At 65.5% G+C, this 18059-nt stretch carries 13 protein-coding genes; all 13 read left to right on the forward strand.

Annotated features, from left to right (window positions below):
• Positions 1-2: 2 nt before the first annotated feature.
• The 13 genes from IPF85_RS26345 (at position 3) to IPF85_RS26405 (ending at position 18026) form a co-directional block, all read left to right on the forward strand.
• A complete protein-coding gene (locus IPF85_RS26345) occupies positions 3-923 on the forward strand; it encodes a glycosyltransferase family 2 protein (RefSeq protein ID WP_343411026.1) in 921 nt (306 codons plus the stop codon).
• Positions 920-1822, forward strand: a complete 903-nt coding sequence (locus IPF85_RS26350; RefSeq protein ID WP_343411027.1) for a sulfotransferase — start codon at positions 920-922, stop codon at positions 1820-1822. Before IPF85_RS26345 ends, IPF85_RS26350 begins: the two co-directional genes overlap by 4 nt.
• Positions 1803-2807 (forward strand): glycosyltransferase family 2 protein, encoded by a 1005-nt coding sequence (locus tag IPF85_RS26355; RefSeq protein WP_343411028.1) that lies wholly within the window; start codon positions 1803-1805, stop codon positions 2805-2807. Before IPF85_RS26350 ends, IPF85_RS26355 begins: the two co-directional genes overlap by 20 nt.
• Positions 2804-4240: an O-antigen ligase family protein gene (locus IPF85_RS26360; protein ID WP_343411029.1), complete on the forward strand. Its 1437-nt coding sequence runs from the start codon at positions 2804-2806 to the stop codon at positions 4238-4240. The genes IPF85_RS26355 and IPF85_RS26360 overlap by 4 nt, the downstream gene beginning before the upstream one ends.
• 12 nt (positions 4241-4252) lie before the next feature.
• Entirely contained in the window at positions 4253-5194 is a 942-nt protein-coding gene (locus IPF85_RS26365) for a glycosyltransferase family 2 protein (protein ID WP_343411030.1), read from the forward strand.
• Positions 5191-8298, forward strand: coding sequence for an AMP-binding protein (locus IPF85_RS26370; RefSeq protein ID WP_343411031.1), 3108 nt, complete (start codon positions 5191-5193; stop codon positions 8296-8298). The genes IPF85_RS26365 and IPF85_RS26370 overlap by 4 nt, the downstream gene beginning before the upstream one ends.
• Positions 8299-8313: 15 nt before the next feature.
• Positions 8314-9258 carry a glycosyltransferase family 2 protein gene (locus tag IPF85_RS26375; RefSeq protein WP_343411032.1) on the forward strand — a complete coding sequence of 315 codons (945 nt, stop codon included), beginning with the start codon at positions 8314-8316 and terminating at the stop codon, positions 9256-9258.
• Positions 9259-9316: 58 nt separating this feature from the next.
• Positions 9317-10345, forward strand: a complete 1029-nt coding sequence (locus IPF85_RS26380; protein ID WP_343411033.1) for a glycosyltransferase — start codon at positions 9317-9319, stop codon at positions 10343-10345.
• 2 nt (positions 10346-10347) lie between these two features.
• On the forward strand, positions 10348-11583 hold the full coding sequence (locus tag IPF85_RS26385; RefSeq protein WP_343411034.1) for a glycosyltransferase: 1236 nt from the start codon (positions 10348-10350) through the stop codon (positions 11581-11583).
• Between the two features lie 200 nt (positions 11584-11783).
• Positions 11784-13001, forward strand: a complete 1218-nt coding sequence (locus tag IPF85_RS26390) for a glycosyltransferase family 39 protein (protein WP_343411035.1) — start codon at positions 11784-11786, stop codon at positions 12999-13001.
• Complete coding sequence (locus IPF85_RS26395) at positions 12998-14245, forward strand: glycosyltransferase (RefSeq protein WP_343411036.1); 1248 nt, start codon at positions 12998-13000, stop codon at positions 14243-14245. Before IPF85_RS26390 ends, IPF85_RS26395 begins: the two co-directional genes overlap by 4 nt.
• A gap of 54 nt (positions 14246-14299) precedes the next feature.
• The gene (locus IPF85_RS26400; RefSeq protein ID WP_343411037.1) at positions 14300-15793 is read left to right on the forward strand and encodes a sugar transferase; all 1494 of its coding nucleotides are present in this window, start codon (positions 14300-14302) and stop codon (positions 15791-15793) included.
• A 136-nt stretch (positions 15794-15929) separates the two neighbouring features.
• Positions 15930-18026, forward strand: coding sequence for a hypothetical protein (locus IPF85_RS26405; RefSeq protein WP_343411038.1), 2097 nt, complete (start codon positions 15930-15932; stop codon positions 18024-18026).
• The last annotated feature ends 33 nt before the right edge of the window (positions 18027-18059 follow it).

An 18059-nucleotide genomic window follows, 5' to 3' on the forward strand; every position in this document is an offset into this window, starting at 1 on the left:
GGGTGACTCTACCACACGTTTCTATCATCATCCTCACCTGGAACAGCCGCGCCGAAGTGCCTGCTGCGCTCGAAGCGGCGCTGGCTTCGGACTATCCGTCGTTCGATGTCATCGTTGTGGACAACGGCTCCACCGATGGCACGCCGGCCTTGATTCGCGAGCGCTGGCCGGGCCTGACGGTGCTGGAGAATGGGCGCAACCTCGGTTTCTGCGGGGGCAACAACTCGGGCATGCGCCATGCGCTGGCCGCGGGTGCGGACGCGGTGCTGCTGCTCAACGATGATGCCGTCGTCGCGCCCGACATGCTCCGGCTGCTGGTGGTCGCCGGTCAGCAGACGGCGCGGGGCGGGCTGTTCGGCCCCACCGTGCTGATCGCGCAGGCGCCGCAGGTCATCCTCTCCGCGGGCGGCTTTCTGCGCCAGGGCTGGCAGGCCTTGCCGCGCGGCCTGGGCGAAACCGATCAGGGTCAGTACGATGCCCCGCCGCCGCTGGCTGGCAGCACGCCGGGGATTGACTTCCTCTCCGGCTGCGCGCTGCTTGCCACCGCCAACCTGCTGACTACGATCGGCCTGCTCGACGAGGCGTTCTTCGCCTATTACGAAGATGTCGAATGGTGCTGGCGGGCGCGGCAGGCCGGTTTTGCCGTGCAGCTCGTGCCTGGCGCCCGCGCCTGGCATCCTGACACGCGCACGCGGTCCGACGGCCCCGCGCTCAGCTACTACCTCACGCGCAACAGCCTGCTGTTTGCCAGAAAGCGCGGTCTCGGCTATGCTGTGCAGACTATGATCCTGCTAGGCTACCTGCGCACCGTATCGAGTTGGACCGTGCGCCCGCGCTGGCGCAGCCGCCGACCGCAGCGAGATGCTGTGCTTTTTGGAATTCGGGATTTCCTGGCCGGTCGCGGCGGAGCCTGGCAGCCATGAGGCGGCGTCAACCGATCCTGATTACCGGGTCGCATCGGGCCGGGACCACCTGGGTGGGGCAGATGCTGACGCAGTTCCCCTCCACCTGCTACATCGGCGAAGTGTTCAACCCCACCAGCGGGCTGCTGCCAGGCCATCTGCTGCGGCACTGGTTCACCTACGTCAATGCGGCCAATGCGCCGCTGTACGTGGAGCCGCTCAACCGCATCTTGAGCTATCGCTTCGACTGGCCGCAGCGCCAGGGAGCGCGGCGATATCTGCCGGGGCGGCTGCTGGCTTATCGTCTCCTGCGGCGCACCATCGGGCTGCCGCGACCGATCCTGAAAGATCCGATTGCGGTGATGTCCGCGGGTTGGTTGGACGCCACGTTCGACATGGATGTCGTTTGCCTGGTGCGCCATCCGGCTGCGTTCGTTGCCAGCCTGCGCCAGGTCGGTTGGCGCTTTGGTTTCAAATCGTTCAACGAACAGCCGGCGCTGCTGGCCGACTGGCTGCAGCCCTTTGCCGAGCAGATTGCGCAGCCGCCGCCCACCTTCGTGGGCAAGGCGGCCCTGCTCTGGCTGTGCGTCTATCACGTAGTCACTCTCGCGGCGGCGCAGCATCCCGACTGGATTTGCCTGCGCCTGGAAGACATCGCCGCGGCGCCGCAGGAAGCCTTCGCCGATCTGTACCGGCGCCTTGACCTGCCCTGGAGCGAACGCAGCCAGCGCCGGGTGGCGCTCCACTCGAACGAGCAAAATCCGGTGGGGGCGCCCAGGGAGGACCCCCATGCCATCGTGCGTCACAGCCAGGCGGCGGCGCAGGCGTGGCGTCAGAAATTGAGTGCAGAGGAGATCAGCCAGATTCGGCGCCTGACCGAACCGGTGGCGCAGCACTACTATGCCGATCATGACTGGTGATGTGAATGGCCGCGCGGCGGCCGATCAACCCGAACTGAGTGTCATCATCCCGACTTTCAACCGCCGGGCGGCTGTGGCGCGCCTGCTGACCAGCCTGGGCCAGCAAACGCACAGCCATTTTGAAGTTATTCTGGTGGACGATGGCTCCACCGACGAGACGCCGTCACTGGCCGCCAGCCCGCAGCCCTTTCGGTTCACCTATCTGCGCCAGGCCAACCAGGGGCCGACCGCGGCGCGCAATCGCGGCGCGGCCGTAGCGCAGGGCGAAGTGCTGATCTTCGTGGACGACGATATGGTGCTGCATCCCCACGCGCTGGCTGTGCTGGCCGCGCGTTGTCAGCAGCGGTCCGGCATTCTCTGGATGGGGACCCTGATCGGCCCAGGCGAGCTGAGCACCAGCAGCGCCAGTGCTGCGGCCGATCATCCGGTGGACTTCACCCTGTGCAAGACCGGGCTGCTGGCCATGCTGCGCGCCGATTTCTACGACATCGGTCAGTTTCAGGACCCGACCGGCGGCTGGCCGAATTGGGACGATGTGGATTTTGGCTACCGGGCGCACCTGGCCGGTTACGCCATCTGGCAGTGCCGGGCGGCCCTGGCTGAACATTGGGACTACGCCGGGCAAGACCTGGCCGCGGCCTGCGCCCGCTGGCAGCGGGCCAGCCAGGCCGCGGTGCGCCTGTTCGAGCGCTATCCGGCGCTGCAGTCACGCCTGCCCATGTTTGCTGACAAAACGCCCATCGCCTGGCGGCAAGACCCCCCGCGCCTGGTGGCGCGCAAATGGGTGCGGCGGCTGATGTCCGGCGGCATGGCCTTGCACGGCCTGGAAACTATGCAGCGCCGGGCCGCGGCCGCCCGCTGGCCGTCATCCGTGCAAGTCGCGCTACAGCGCTGGATTGTCGGCGGCTATATTTACCGCGGTTTTCAGAAAGGACTGCAACAGGCCCGCACAGCGATCGTCGAGCGGGCAACGGTGCAACCATGAACCTTTCTCTTCCACGCCTGCGCTTGCCTGTGCTTCCTTCCCGCCGGGAGTTATGGCGAACCTGGCACGACCGCCAGTTCTGGCTGCGTGTCGTCGTTGTCCTGCTCGTGTTGAGCAGCAGCGCACTGCTGGCCCCGCGGGCGCCGTTGCTGCTGTTGATCGCGGTTGCCGGCGCTGCCGGTTTCATCCTGCTCCTGCGCTGGCCCGGCCTCGGCCTGGTGGGGCTGATTGCGGCTGCCATGATCGTTCCATTCGAGATCGGCACCGGCTCCGAGAGCAGCCTCAATGCGCCGCTCATTATGGCGCCCGCGTTGGTGGGCATCTGGCTGCTGACCACGCTGGTACGCCGCCGCCAGGTACGCATTCTGGCGTCGCGCGCAGTGCTGGCTGCGCTGGCGCTGGCGGCCAGCGCAGTTCTGGCCTTTGGGGTGGGTCAGCTCAACTGGGTGGCGCTGGCACAACCGGCGCCGCTCACCGCGCAGATCGGTGGCCTTGCTCTGTTCATCGTTTCGGCCGCGGCCTTCGTGCTGGCGGCGTACCAGGTCAAAGAGATGCAGACGCTGCAATGGATGACCTGGCTGTTCCTGGCGCTTGCCGCCCTCTATATCACCTTCCGCGTCGCTCCACCCGTGGCCCGTTTGATTCCTATCCGCCTGGCTGAAGGCGCCACCGGCTCTCTCTTTTATGTGTGGCTCACCGTTCTGGCCGCATCCCAGGCCCTCTTCAATTCGACCCTGCGTTGGTGGGCGCGTGTCGGCTGCGGCATCCTGGCTGCGCTCACGTTGGCCGTTGGGTTGATCTTGGGGCGTAGTTGGTCTTCGGGTTGGCTGCCGCCGCTGGTCGCGCTGACGGTGATGATCTGGGTCGCCCGCCCGCGCATCGGCACCATCATTGCCATTCCGGTAGCCATCGTGGGCTTCTACTTCTACACCGATGTCAGCAGCGTCTTGTTGAAGGGCAATGAATACAGCCTGCTGACGCGCATGGAAGCCTGGAGCATCCTGGTCGAACTGATTTCGGTCAACCCGGTCACCGGCTTAGGCCCGGCCAACTACTACTGGTACACGCCGCTGTATGCCATCCTTGGCTATTTCGTGCAGTTCAACAGCCACAACAATTACATTGACATCATCGCTCAGTCTGGCCTGCTGGGGTTTGGGTGTTTTGTCTGGCTGGTGTTCGAGTTATTCGTTCTCGGCTGGCGTTTGCGCACCACGGTCGCGGCCGGATTTGCACGCGCCTATGTCTATGCAGCCCTGGGCGGGCTGGCGGGCATGCTGGCCGCGGGCATGTTGGGCGACTGGATCATCCCTTTCGTCTACAACATCGGCTTCACCGGCTTTCGCAGCAGCGTCCTCGGCTGGATTTTCCTGGGCGGGTTGGTGGCCCTCGATTTCATGACGCAGCGCAAGATGCGTCTGTCCTCAGACTAGGCGGCCGGGCCGATGCTTTCGATTGTCATCATCTCCTGGAACACGCGCGATCTCTTGGCCGCCTGCCTGACCTCTCTGCGCACCTATCCGCCAGACGGAGACCACGAGATCGTGGTGGTTGACAACGCCTCCCGCGACGACAGCACGGCGATGGTGCGTCGCGATTTTCCCCACGTCCACCTGATCGAGAACCAGACCAATGTGGGCTTTGCCGCGGCCAACAATCAGGCGCTGGCCCTGTGCCGCGGACGTTACGTGCTTCTGCTCAACAGCGACACCGAAGTGACCCCTGGCGCACTCAGCGCACTGGTCAGTTTCATGGAACAACATCCGCAGGCCGGGGTGGTGGCCCCGACCCTGGTCAACCCGGATGGCAGCTTCCAGGCCTCCTACGCCCGCTTCCCCACCTTCGTCAGTGAATTTCTTCTCATCACCCGCCTGGCGCGCTGGCTCAGCGGCCCCTACGCGCCCAGCCCGCGGCCGCGGATCAACGAACCCAGCCACCCGGTGGATTGGGTGGCCGGCGCGGCGCTCCTCGTCCGCCGCGCGGCCATTGACCAGGTGGGCGGGCTGGACGCTGGTTATTTCATGTACAGCGAAGAGACCGACTGGTGCTGGCGCCTGTGGCGGCACAACTGGCAGGTCTGGTACCTGCCCGCGGTGAAGGTCATTCATCACGGCGGCGCCAGCAGCCGTCAGCGCGGCGCGGCGAGCTACGCGCAACTGTACGCCAGCAAGGTGCGCTTCTTCGAACGCGCCTACGGGCCGGCCGCGGCCGGCCGTTTGCGCACCCTGTTCCGCCTGGTGGCCGCTGCTCGCGGCCTGGCCTGGCGCATCCTGCGCTTTGTAACTCGCTCCCCCGCCGGGCGCGTGCGTTTGCAGCAGCGCCTGGCCCGCGAACAGCAGTTAGCGGAGCAACTGTCCCATGATCCCTCCCTGGAATTTTCAACATGAAGACCGACCTCGAAGCACCGATCTCTGCCGGACACGGCGCGGCTGCGGCCCTGCCCACCCTCGTGGACATCCTGCAGCAGCGCGCAGCGCAGGAGCCGGCGCGCGTGACCTACACCTTCTTGCATGAAGGGGAAAGGCCGACCGTCACCCTCACCTGTCATCAACTCGACGCATCGGCGCGGGCCATTGCGGCCCATCTGCGCCGCACGCTGCCGGCCGGCGCGCGTGTCCTGTTGCTCTACCCGGCCGGTCTGGAGTTCATCAGCGCGTTCTTTGGCTGCCTCTACGCCGGTGTCATTGCCGTGCCCGCGCCTCTGCTCGGCACGCTGACCCTGAAGAACTCGCTGGCGCGCTTGCAGTCCATCGTGGACGATGCCCAGGCGTCGGCCGTGCTGACCCTGACGAACATCGTGTCGCAGATCGAAGGCACGGCCCACGAGCTGCCCGCACTGCGCACGATTCCCTGGCTGGCCACCGATGCGCTGGGCGCGGACGAGCCAGGCGATGCCGCGAACATCAGGGTGGCGCCCGACGCGCTGGCCTATCTGCAATACACCTCCGGCTCCACGGCCAGCCCCAAAGGGGTGATGATGACCCATGCCAACCTCGCGCACCAATGCGATTACATCGGGCGCATCGGTGGTTATGGGCAGGACAGCGTTGTCGTGAGCTGGCTGCCGCATCATCATGATTTTGGCCTGGTCAACGGCCTGCTGCAGCCGCTGTACTCAGGCGGAGTCTGCTACCTGATGTCTTCCACGGCGTTTCTCAAGCGACCGCTGCGCTGGCTGCAGGCCATTACCCGCTACGGAGGGACGCACAGCGGCGCGCCCAACTTTGCCTACGAACTGCTGACCAAAAAGGCGACCGAAGGGCCTCTTCCCGCACTCGATCTGAAAACCTGGTGTTTTGCTTCTTGCGGCGCGGAGCCAATCCGCTGGGAAACGCTGACCAATTTTGCCGGGGCCTTTGCGCCTTGCGGCTTCGATTTCGATTCCTTCTATTCCGCTTATGGCATGGCTGAGGCGACCCTGGCTACCACGGTTCGCCGTGCAAGCGATGTTCCCCGCTATCTGGCGGTGGATGGGGAGGCGCTGAGCCGCGGTCAGGTGGTGGTGAGCCAGGCGGCCGACGCGCTCAAGCTGGTCAGTTGCGGCCGCGTCTCGGATGATGTGTGCGCCGAGATCGTGAACCCGGCCAACGCCACGCGCTGCGCCGCGGATGAGGTCGGCGAGATCTGGATTGCAGGGGGCAGCGTGGCGGCCGGCTACTGGCAGCGACCGCAGGAAACCGAAGTGACCTTCCGCGCCTACCTGGCCGACACTCACGAAGGCCCGTTCCTGCGCGGCGGCGACCTGGGCTTTGTGTGGGAGGGCGAGGTGTATATCGCCGGCCGCATCAAGGACATCATCATCATCCGCGGGCAGAACTACTACCCGCAGGACATCGAATGGACCGTGCAGCGCAGCCATCCCAAGCTGCGCACCGATGGCGGCGCGGCCATTGCGGTGAACGTGGACGGCAGCGAGCAGTTGGTGGTGGTGCAGGAGGTGGAGCGCGGCTTCGACCCGGCGACCGACCAGGACGAGGCGCTGGATGCCATCCGCCGCGCCATTGCGGAACAGCACGGCGTTGCGGTGCATGGCATCCAACTGGTGAAGCGGGGCATGGTGCCCAAGACTTCCAGCGGTAAGCTGCAGCGCCAGGCCACGCGCGCCGCCTACCTGGCCGCTGAGTTCGAGGCCGTGGCCGATTGGAAGCTGGATGCGGAGGCGGAGGAAGCCGCGTCTGCCCCGGCCGATGAACTGGAAGCGCAGTTGGTCGCCATCTTCCGCCAGGTGCTGAAGACGCCGACGGTGGGAGTAGGGGACAATTTCTTTGCGCGGGGCGGCGATTCGCTGGGTGTGGTCGAGCTGAATCTGCTCATCGAAGAACAGTTCGGTCAAACCGACGCGGTCAGCGCACAGGTTGATAACCTGACGGTGGCCGCGCTGGCCGCCTCGTTGCGCGCCAGCCTGGCGCCAACGGTTACGCCGTCTTCTCCGGCGTCCGCGTCGCCGCAACCGGCTGCGCCCCCCGGCCTGACTCCCGCCCAGCCTTTGCACAAAACGGCGTCTCCCCTCGCCTGGGGAACAGGTCAGATCAGGCGGAGCAGCCAACTGCTCAAGCGCAGTCTCCGGCGCGGCGGTCGGCGCCTGGCCGGCGCGACGCTGCCCTACAGCCAGGGCAGCGCGTTTCTGGCCTGGTTCTGCGGCCAGGGCTGGGCGCAGCGGGCCTTCTACTGGCCGCAGGTGCGCCTGGTGCAGCAGACGCTGGCCGCGATGGGGCAGCCGGCGTCTATCGCGGCCATTGTGCGCCACAGCCTGATCTGCAACACCTGGTCGCACTGGCGGCTGAGCACGCTGCTCGCCGCGCCGGCCCCTGAATTCGACCGCTGGGTGTCGGTGCGCGGTTTGGAGCATCTGACCCAGGCCTACGCCGCGCGGCGCGGCGTCATACTCCTGCACTCCCATTCGATCTACAACGCGCTGCCCATGGCCCTGCTCGAACGCCAGGGCATCACCGACATGATGCTCGTTGGCGGCAAGCGCCGCCTGCTGGAGGTGGGGCTGACCAGTTTTGCCGACCGCCTGCAACTCGGCGGAGCGATTTCCCCTGAAAACGCCGAGGATGGCGCGCGGGGAACGCAGAGCACACGCTTCGCGCGACAGTTGTTGGAGGCGCAACGCATCCTCAAACAGGGCGGCGTCTTTCATGTGGCGGCCGACGGCTATCAGACCCCGCGCCACGTCGTCGTGCCTTTTCATGGCCGTCAGCGCAGCTTTGGTATTGGCTTCGCGGAGATGGCGCTCAACACGGGCGCGGCCGCCATTCCGGTGTTCGTTTCACTGCAGCCGGGCGGCCAGGTGACGATTGATTTTCGTCCGCCGCTGGTAGCCGGCGCGGGCGCGCGCAGCGCGCAGGTTGAATCGCTCGTGCGCCAGTATGTCGGGCAATTTGCCGCGGTCTGGGCGGCCGACCTGGGCAATATCCGTTGGCGTCACCTGGCGAAGTATCTGCGTTTACCCGCCTGGGATCCGGCGCTGGAAGGCATCGAGGTTTGAGTCGGAGTTCGAGTCATGGCGGCTGACCTGGCGATCATCATCGTGGGCTGGAACGCGCGCGACTGGCTGCTGCGCTGTCTGGCCAGCCTGCCGGCCGGCGCGGCGGGGCTGGACGTGGAAACCTGGGTGGTGGACAATGCCTCGACCGATGGCACGGTGGAGGCGGTGGCCCGCGCCTTTCCGCAGGTGCATCTGATTGCCAACACCGCCAACCTGGGCTTTGCCGCGGCCAACAACCAGGCGGCCGGCCAGACCGACAGCCGTTACCTCCTGCTGCTGAACCCGGACACCGAGGTTCCGCCGGACATGCTGCGGCGCCTGGTGGCCTACGCGGATGAGCATCCTGCGGTGGGCGCGCTGGGGCCGCAGTTGCGCAACCTGGACGGCAGCCCGCAGCGCTCCTGCTGGCGCGGCTACCCTGACCTGGGCATGGCCCTCACCGACGCGCTCTACCTGTGGAAGCTGCCGTGGCTGCCCCTGGCTCAGCGCAGCGAATTTCAGGCCGCCGAACTGGGCGCGCCGCGGTCGGTGGATCATCTCCTGGGCGCCTGCCTCCTCATCCGCGGCCGCGCCTGGGAGCAGGTGGGGCCGCTCGATGCCGGCTACTTTCTCTTCCTGGAGGAAACCGATTGGTGCCGCCGTGCGCAGCGGGCCGGCTGGGACATCGTCTATCACCCGCAGCTTTGGATCACGCACGCGGGTCAGCACAGCATGCGCCAGGCGCCGGCGCGCAACCTGCCCCATCTCTACCGCAGCTACACCCGCTTTTATAGAAACGGGCGGCAGCACACCGGCGGCCGCGGGCGGGTGCTGCTGCTCAAGCTGATCTTCGCCCTGGCGATCCTGGTGCGCCTCGGCCTCTGGAGCCTGCGCTGGCTGCGCAATCCGGCCGAGCGATCGCAGGCCCGCCCGATGCTGCATGGTTACGGCCAGGTGCTGCGCCTGTTGCCCGGCCTTTGATTCCCATGATTCCTACGATTCCTACGCCTTACCGCTGTCGCACCTCGAATCAGGCGGCATGACCATCTCGGTGATCGTGCCTGCGCACAACGCGGCCGGCTATTTGCGTCACAGCCTGCCTGCCCTGCAGCGCTCCACCTACCCCGCCTTCGAGTGCATCGTGGTGGATGACGCCTCCACCGATGACACCGCGGCTGTCTGCCAGGCCTTCGCGGTGCAACGGGTGGGCCTGACGGGCGCGGCGCACGGCCCGGCGACGGCGCGTAACCGCGGCGCGGCCGTCAGCCAGGGCGACATTTTGCTCTTTCTGGACGCCGATGTGGTTGTGCGACCGGAGACCCTGTCACGCCTGGCCGCCACGTTTCAGAACGAAACGACGGTCGCGGCCATCTTTGGCTCATACGACGATCGTCCCCTGGCCGCCAACTTCGTGTCGCAGGCCAAGAACCTGCTGCACCACTTCACCCATCAGCAAGCCAGGCCTGACGCCACGACCTTTTGGGCCGGCTGCGGCGCCATCCGCCGGTCGGCCTGGCAGGCGGTCGGCGGGTTCGACGAGCAGCGCTATCGGCGGCCCAGCATCGAGGACATCGAGCTGGGCTATCGCTTGACTGCGGCCGGCTACCCGATTCGCCTGGACAAAGGGCTGCTGGTCACGCACATCAAGCGCTGGACGCTGCTCTCCCTGCTGCGGTCCGATGTGCGTGACCGCGCCTGGCCGTGGGCCTGGCTCGCTTTGGAGCGGCGGCGGCTGCCCAACGACCTCAATGGTCACACGTCGCAACGTGTCAGCGCGCTGCTGACCTGGGGCATCGTTGGCAGCGTGGCCGGGGCGTGGCTGCACGCCCGCCGCCGGCCCGCGTCCCCACCGGCGTTTGTGCAGCAAATCGCACCGCCGGCGGGGCTGACCGGCTTGGGCGCCTTCGCCGGCGTGCTCTGGCTCAACCGGTCGCTCTATCGCTTCCTGTGGCGTCAGCGCGGCTTCGGCTTTGTCCTGGCCTTTGTGCCGCTGCATCTGCTCTACTACCTCTACAGCACGACCGCCTTTGGCTTGGCTGCTTTGGCCTGGCGCGCGCAGAAACACTAAGAATGCACATTCTTTTCCTGACGCAAATTCTGCCCTATCCCCTGGACTCTGGCGCGAAGGTGCGCGCCTATTTCGTGCTGCGTTACCTGGCGGCGCGTCACCGCGTGACCCTCGTCTCCTTCAGCCGTGCCAGCGATCCGCCGGCCGCGCTGGCCCATCTACGCACGGTTTGCCACGCGGTCCACACTGTGCCGATGACGCGCAGCCTGGCCGGCGAAGCCCGCAGCCTGGCGCGCAGCCTGGTCAGTGGGCAGCCCTACACCCTGCTGCGCGATGAGCGCCGCGCCATGCATCAGCTCTTGCAGCAACTGGTGCAGGCAGAGCCGTTCGATGCGATTCACGCCGACCAACTGGCTATGGCCGACTATGCCTGGCAGGCGAGCCGCGTCGCGCATGCGAGTGCGCCGCGTCTGGTCCTGGATGCCCACAACGCCTACTATCTGATCCCTCAGCGCATGGCCGCGGCAACCCGCAACCCGGCCCTGCGCCTTTTTTTGCGCCGTGAGGCCCGCCTGATGGCGCGGGCCGAAGGTGAATGCTATCGCCGCTTCGATCATCTCCTGACCGTTACGCCAGAAGATCGGGCCGCCATCGAGACCCTTCTGCCGTCCGACCCGGCGGCGCCGCCGCAGCGCTGGACCATGCCCATCTGCGTGGACTCCGCCGCGCCGCCCTTGAAGCGCCAGCCGGCCGCGCGAGGATTACTCCTGCTCGGCGGTTTGCATTGGCCGCCCAACGCCGATGGGGCGCGCTGGTTTCTGCGCGAAGTCTGGCCGCTGGTGCGCCAACAGGCGCCGCAAGCCCAGCTCTTCATTGTGGGCGCACGGCCCCCGGCCGACCTGCAGGCGGCGGCCAGCGCCCGCGATTCGGCTACCGCTCCGGACGGCGCCGTCATCGTGCCCGGCTACGTGACCGACCCGCAGCCCTTCCTGGCCGCCAGCGCCGCGCTGATCGTGCCGTTGCGCTCCGGCGGCGGCATGCGGGTCAAGATCGTGGAGGCGCTGCAATGGGGCCTGCCGGTGATCTCGACCACGATCGGCTGCGAAGGCATCGAGGTGACGCCGGGCCGTGACCTGCTGGTGGCCGACACGCCCGCCGCCCTGGCCGCGGCCGCCGTGCAGCTCTTGCAAGACCCGGCGCAGGGCGATGCCCTGGCCGCCAACGGCCGTCGTCTCCTGGCTGCCCGCTACGACTGGCGCCGCGAATACACCCTGCTGGACGCCATCTACCCAGCGTGACTTTTTCAACGCAAGGACGCAGAGACGCAAGGACGCAGGGATCGAACTCGCTACCATGAACCAACAATCTCCACTCTCTCCAATCCCCAATCTCCAATCCCCAATCCCCAATCTCCAATCTCCGATCTCCGATCTCCACCCGCCTCTTCCTCTTCGTCCTGCTCGCCTCGCTGGCGCTGCGCCTGGCCGCGGTGCTGGTCATGGGCAACCGGGTCGAAGGGCTGCCGGGCATCGTGGACCAGATTTCGTATCACACCCTGGCGCAGCGCGTGCTCGACGGCCACGGCTTCACCATGCCCACCGACTGGTGGCCGGTGACCCGCGCCAACGAACCGACGGCCCATTGGTCCTACCTGTACACCCTCTATCTGGCCGCGGTCTACGCCGTGTTTGGCGTCAAGCCACTGGCGGCGCGCCTCATTCAGGCCCTCATCGTCGGCCTGCTGTGGCCCTGGTTGACCTTCCGGGTTGGGCGACGCGTTGGCGGCGCCGCCGTGGGCTTGGCGGCGGCCGCCTGGTCGGCCGTTTATGGCTATTTTGCCTACTACAGCGCTGCGCTGATGACCGAGTCGTTCTACATCACCGCCATCCTGTGGACGCTCGATCGTGGCCTGACCCTGGCGCATGGCGATTGGCGCAAGCGGCAGTGGGCGCTGCTGGGGCTGGCCGTGGGCGTGACCGTGCTCTTGCGCCAGGTTTTCCTGGTCTTCGTCCCCGTCCTGTTTCTGTGGCTTTGGCTGGCGCCGGGCCGCCGCGGCTTTGTTCCAGCGGAAGTCGCGGCGCCGCCCGGCCTCGGCGCCCGTTTGCGCGGTAGCCTGCTGGCGCTGGCGGTCGTGCTGCTGCTCATCCTGCCGTGGACCGTGCGCAACTATCGGGCGTTTGGTCATTTCGTCCCCCTGAACACCAACGCCGGTTACGCCTTCTTCTGGGCCAATCATCCCATCTACGGCACGCAGTTTGTCGCCATCCTGCCCGGTAAGGCGCCCTATGAGCGTCTGATTCCGGCAGAGCTGCGTCAACTCGATGAAGCCGCCCTCGACTCGGCTCTCTTGCGCCGCGGCCTGGGCTTTGTCGTGCAAGACCCCGGGCGCTATATACTCCTTTCGCTGAGTCGTTTGCGCACATTTTTCATGTTCTGGCCTGAATCTGAATCTAGCTTGCTGAGTAATCTTGTACGTGTGCTATCATTTGGTCTGGCGCTTCCTTTCATCAGCGTCGGTCTTTGGTTGACCGCCCGTGATTGGCGACGCTGGTCTCTATTGTGGCTATTTGTGGGGGTGTACACCGTGGTACACTTGCTCTCCTGGGCGTTAGTACGCTACCGCCTGCCCGTGGATGGGGTCCTGCTCATCTTCGCCAGCCCAGCCCTGTTACGCTTGCAGTCGCTGATCGCGCGTCGTTCCCAATCCAGGCCATGATGCACATCCTTTACATCCTTTACATCGTTCCTTACACACCGACGCCGATCCGCACGCGGCCCTATCATCTGCTCCGCGGCCTCGTCGCCCGCGGCCACCGTGTCACCCTGGCGACACTGTGGGAATCGGAAGGGGAACGGGCTGCGTTGGCCGACTGGCAGCAGCTTGGCGTCGAGGTGATGGCGGCGCCGCTGTCGAAGACGCGGGCCGCGTGGAATAGCCTGCTGGCCGTCCCCACCGGCATCCCGATGCAGGCCAGCTACTGCTGGCAGCCGCAGTTGGCCCAGGCGCTGCGGGCGCACATGGCAACAGCCAAGACCGATGTCATTCACAGCGAACACCTGCGCGGCGCCCGCTATGGACTTTCGCTCAGGCCCCTGGCCGCAGATCAGGCCGGGACGCCGTTGGTCTGGGATGCCGTAGACAGTATCGCGCATCTCTTTCAGCAGGCCAGCCAGCACAGCCGCAGTCGTCGAAGCCGTTGGTTGACACGCTTGGAATTGGGGCGCACCCGTCGCTATGAGGGCTGGCTCGTGCGCCAATTCCAGCGAGTGCTGGTCACTTCCCCGGTGGATCGGCAGGCTTTCGCCGAGCTGGCCGGATTGACATCATCCGACCCTGCCAACCCGCTGACTGTTCTCCCGAATGGCGTTGATCTGGCCTATTTTCGCCCGGATGAGGTAAAGCGCGACGCCGCTACCGTCGTCCTGTCGGGCAAGATGAGCTATCATGCCAATGTGACCGCGGCTCTGCATCTGTTGCAGGACATCATGCCCCTGGTGTGGCGCCGGCGGCCAGACACGATGGTGTGGATTGTAGGCAAAGACCCGCCTTCCCGTTTATGCCAGTTGGCGGCTGCGAACCCTGCGCACATCACCGTGACCGGCGAAGTCCCCGATGTACGGCCCTACTTGCAGCGCGCAACCCTGGCGGTCGCGCCGGTGCTGTATGGGGCCGGTATTCAGAACAAAGTATTGGAGGCGCTGGCTTGCGGCGCCCCGGTGATTGCCAGCCGCCAGGCCGTCTCGGCGTTGGCAGGTCAACCGGCGCAAGCCCTCATCGTGGCCGATTCTGCTCCCGACATGGCCGCGGCCATTGTGGCCCTGCTCGCTGATCCGGCCCGCCAGGCCGAGTTGGCACAGGCGGGGCGCGCCTATGTCGAACAATATCATGACTGGAGCGACGTGGCCGCGCAGCTTGAGGCGATTTACGCCGAGCTGATCCGCCAACGGCGCCGCGATTGAAGCTGCCGCCCCTTCGGTCGCCCGGCATATCCCCGTGTCATCGAGGAGCGTTCTATGACTCGTGTAACGTCAACCCTGTCGTCCGCTTTGACCATCTCCCACGTGCGACGCCCGTTGGCTCGTTCGTTGTTTCGCATGACCCTGGTCGCGGCCGACGCCCTGATGCTGGCCCTGGCCTTCTACCTGGCGTATATTGTCCGTTTCGATCTGCATATTACCCTGGCGCCGGAGATCATGCCGGCGCAGTCCTTCTACACGCGCCTGGTGCTGATCCTGATCCCCATCTGGCTTGCGATCTTCGCCCTGTCGAGACTGTACGATTTTCATTTTCTGCTTGGCGGCACGGCGGAATATGCGCATGCCTTCAATGCGTGTACCATCGGCGTCATGACGATCGTGCTCTTTAGTTTTTTCGAGCCTAAGTTCGTTGTGGCCCGCGCCTGGCTGCTGGCGGCCTGGCTCCTCTCTTTCCTCCTGGTCTGCGCCGCGCGCTTTGCCTTGCGTCGGGTGGCCTATGGACTGCGGCATTGGGGGTTCTTCGTCTCGCCCGCCATCATCGTCGGCATCAACAGCGAAGCACTGGCCCTGGGCCAGACCCTGCGCCACAGCGCCAGTTCGGGTGTCCAGATCGTTGGCTTCGTTGACAGCGACGTGGCGCGTGATGGCGAGAACCGGCAGCGTGAGTGCTCCCAGATTGCCCCTCTGCTCGGCAGCATTGATGAGCTTGCGGACATTGCCCGGCGCCTGGACATCCAGGAAGTGATCGTCGCCACCACCGCGCTGCACCGTGAGCAACTGCTCGACCTGCACGAGGACCTGGCTACCTTACCCCACACCGAGCTACACCTGTCGTCCGGCCTCTTCGAGGTGTTGACCACGGGCGTCAAGGTTCGCACCTGGGGTTTCGTCCCTCTCATCAGTCTCAATCGCCTGCGTCTGGATCCAGTCGAGGTCATCATCAAGACGGCGCTCGACTACGTCCTGGCACTCATCACGATGCTGGCGGCGGCGCCGGTGATGGCTGTCCTGGCGTTGGCTATCAAACTCGATTCCCCTGGCCCGGTGCTGCACCGGCGTCGTGTCCTGGGCGTGGGTGGCAAAGCGTTCGATGCCTTCAAGTTCCGTACCATGGTTGTGAATGGGGAGGAGGTTCTGGCGCGCTATCCTCAACTGGCTGCCGAGTTGAAGGCCAAGCACAAACTCAAGCACGATCCACGCATCACGCGGGTGGGACGTTGGTTACGCCGTTTCAGCCTCGATGAACTCCCGCAGTTGTTCAACGTTCTGCTGGGGCAGATGAGCCTGGTCGGCCCCCGTATGATCACGGCGGAGGAGGGCGACGAATATGGCCGCCTCAAGCTCAACCTGCTGACCGTCAAACCGGGCATCACCGGCCTGTGGCAGGTATCCGGGCGTTCAGACGTGTCGTACGAAGAACGCGTGCGCCTGGATATGCACTACATTCGCACCTATTCTATCTGGCGCGATCTGCAGATTCTCTTCGTGCAGACGCCGCCCGCCGTGCTGCGCAGTCGCGGCGCCTACTGAGCATGAAAACAGCGGCTGCCCCCCACCGCCGGCGCCCTCGTCAGGCGTCACTGCCGGTTTGGCGTATCCACTGTTTTTTAGTATACTCACACGAAACGCTCGAAATGCGTTATCCACTTCAATTGACAAGATTTTTATGACCAATAGACCTTTTCCTGCGCGTACCTTCTTGCTGGCCGCCATTGCGGTGGTCGTGTTGGCTGTTGCGGGCGTATACGTTCGAGACTCGCTCTTTCCAAACGCAACGCCCACGGCGGTTGTTGTGATTGCAAGCACGGAGCCGACCCGTGAGACGACCGCGGCCGTCGCACCGACGGCAACGCCCGCCCCGGCCGCGGCAACGCCGGCGGCCGACCGTGCGACCCCCACCCGTTTCTTTACGCCAACGCCCGAAGCGGGGGGCCAGGTGCTGACCATACCGGCGCAGCCTGGTGAGGCCGGCTGGTGGGTGAGCAGCGAAGAACGGGGCAACCACCTCGGCGATTCGTTCCTCTATGCAGGCTTCTTCGATAGCCAGGTCTTCATCGCGGCCATCCGCTTCGACCTGACGCGCATGCCCCGCGGCGCACCCATTCGCCAGGCCACTCTGCGCCTCGTTGGGTTGAATGAACAGCGCTTCGACGCCACAGCGGGCGGCGCCTGGTCGGTACAACTTCTGAGCGGAGACACCATTCGTGACCTGCCGCGTGCCGATTTTCAGACTATTTTCAATGCATCTGCACCTGTGAGCCTGTTTCCTACCCTCGATGCCGCCGACCTGAAAACCGCCCAAGTCAACAGTTGGGAACTGGATAGCGGCGCCCAGACCTGGTTGAGCCAGCAGGTCATCAATGGCACCACATCGGTCATTGTGCGCATCCTGGGGCCGGCCGGCGGCGCCAACTCTCTCTTTGCCTGGGATTCAGGCAGCGGCCCTGCCTCAACCGGCAACGGCCCGCAGATGGTGCTCAGCCTGGCCTCGGCGCCGGCCACGCCGCCGCCCGCCGCCACGCGCAACTTCATCGTCGTGACCCTGCCGCCCACGCCGGCCAACATCTTCACGGTGGCGGCCAATGCCCTCACCGCCACCTATGTGGCGACCACGGTGGGCACGAACACCCCGACCCCCTACAATTTGGTGACGCCCACGCCTACGCCGCGCAACCAGGCCACCGCCCAGGCGCAGGCTGCCCTGCAAGGCTTGCCGCCGGTTGTCATCAGCACATCGGTCGCGGCCAACGGCGCCACCGCCACCTATCAGGCCGCCTATGCCACCGCGGTGACCATCATCACCGGTACTCTGACGCCGATTCCGACCAACGCCATTACCCCCATCATCGTGCGGCCTACCGTGGTTCCTGAAAACGTCCTCACGGCCGCCGCGCAAATCGTGGCGGCCACGGCCAACGCACGCGCCAACGGCACCCCCACTCCGTTCCCGTACAGTGTGGTCCTTGCCACCATTACCCCGTTCACCCCGCAGCCGCTGATCGCCACCTCAACCGGCACGCCAATCAACGGCGCGACTGCTGTCTACCGGGCGGCCCAGGCGACTGCGGTCGCGGTGACCACCGGCACCTACACCCCCCTGCCCTACATTCCGATCACGCCGACGCCGCTGCCACTGTTGGTTTACCTTGATCGCGTGACGCCCACCCCTCAGGCCACGGCGACTCCTACGGCGCCGGCTACATTGCCTCGCGCGATGATTGGCAACATCCTCTTCCGCAGCGATCGCCAGGAGGTCACCGAGTACTATATGATTGACCTCTCGGTGAACCGCCTGGTCTGGGTGACCCAGGGCTGGCCCTTCAACGCGGCTCAACGTAACGAAATGCGCTCGGTCAGCGGCCGCTACCGGGCTTTCGTACAGAACGATACGGTGGGCGTGCCGCAGGTCCATGTGCAGGACAACGAGTTCAACACGACACGTCAAATTACCAACGGCAGCGGTTGGAGCTTCGATCCGGCCTTTTCCCCACGTGGCGATCGGCTTGCGTTCGTCTCGCAGAATCCGGGCAATGACGAAATTTTCGTCATCAATGTGGATGGCACCGACCTGAAGCGGCTGACCATCAACAGTTGGGAATGGGACAAGCACCCGTCGTGGTCGCCTGATGGCAACCAAATCGTCTTCTGGTCGAATCGCGACACGGGGCGGCGCCAGTTGTGGATCATGAACGCCGACGGCAGCAATCAACGAGTTATGATTAGCTCTCCCTACCAGGATTGGGACCCAATTTGGCTCAAGTAATCCTGTCAGCAATGGCACAAATGCCGGGCGTCG

Origin of the sequence: Candidatus Amarolinea dominans (assembly GCF_016704685.1) — a bacterium.
Lineage (GTDB): Bacteria > Chloroflexota > Anaerolineae > SSC4 > Amarolineaceae > Amarolinea > Amarolinea dominans.

What these genes read in the sequence shown, in the direction of transcription:
- IPF85_RS26380 (WP_343411033.1), top strand. Translation starts at nt 9,317, where the DNA reads ATGACCATCTCGGTGATCGTGCCTGCGCACAACGCGGCCGGCTATTTG.
- IPF85_RS26370 (WP_343411031.1), top strand. Translation starts at nt 5,191, where the DNA reads ATGAAGACCGACCTCGAAGCACCGATCTCTGCCGGACACGGCGCGGCT.
- IPF85_RS26385 (WP_343411034.1), top strand. Translation starts at nt 10,348, where the DNA reads ATGCACATTCTTTTCCTGACGCAAATTCTGCCCTATCCCCTGGACTCT.
- IPF85_RS26350 (WP_343411027.1), top strand. Translation starts at nt 920, where the DNA reads ATGAGGCGGCGTCAACCGATCCTGATTACCGGGTCGCATCGGGCCGGG.
- IPF85_RS26355 (WP_343411028.1), top strand. Translation starts at nt 1,803, where the DNA reads ATGCCGATCATGACTGGTGATGTGAATGGCCGCGCGGCGGCCGATCAA.
- IPF85_RS26390 (WP_343411035.1), top strand. Translation starts at nt 11,784, where the DNA reads ATGGGCAACCGGGTCGAAGGGCTGCCGGGCATCGTGGACCAGATTTCG.
- IPF85_RS26400 (WP_343411037.1), top strand. Translation starts at nt 14,300, where the DNA reads ATGACTCGTGTAACGTCAACCCTGTCGTCCGCTTTGACCATCTCCCAC.
- IPF85_RS26405 (WP_343411038.1), top strand. Translation starts at nt 15,930, where the DNA reads ATGACCAATAGACCTTTTCCTGCGCGTACCTTCTTGCTGGCCGCCATT.
- IPF85_RS26395 (WP_343411036.1), top strand. Translation starts at nt 12,998, where the DNA reads ATGATGCACATCCTTTACATCCTTTACATCGTTCCTTACACACCGACG.
- IPF85_RS26365 (WP_343411030.1), top strand. Translation starts at nt 4,253, where the DNA reads ATGCTTTCGATTGTCATCATCTCCTGGAACACGCGCGATCTCTTGGCC.
- IPF85_RS26360 (WP_343411029.1), top strand. Translation starts at nt 2,804, where the DNA reads ATGAACCTTTCTCTTCCACGCCTGCGCTTGCCTGTGCTTCCTTCCCGC.
- IPF85_RS26375 (WP_343411032.1), top strand. Translation starts at nt 8,314, where the DNA reads ATGGCGGCTGACCTGGCGATCATCATCGTGGGCTGGAACGCGCGCGAC.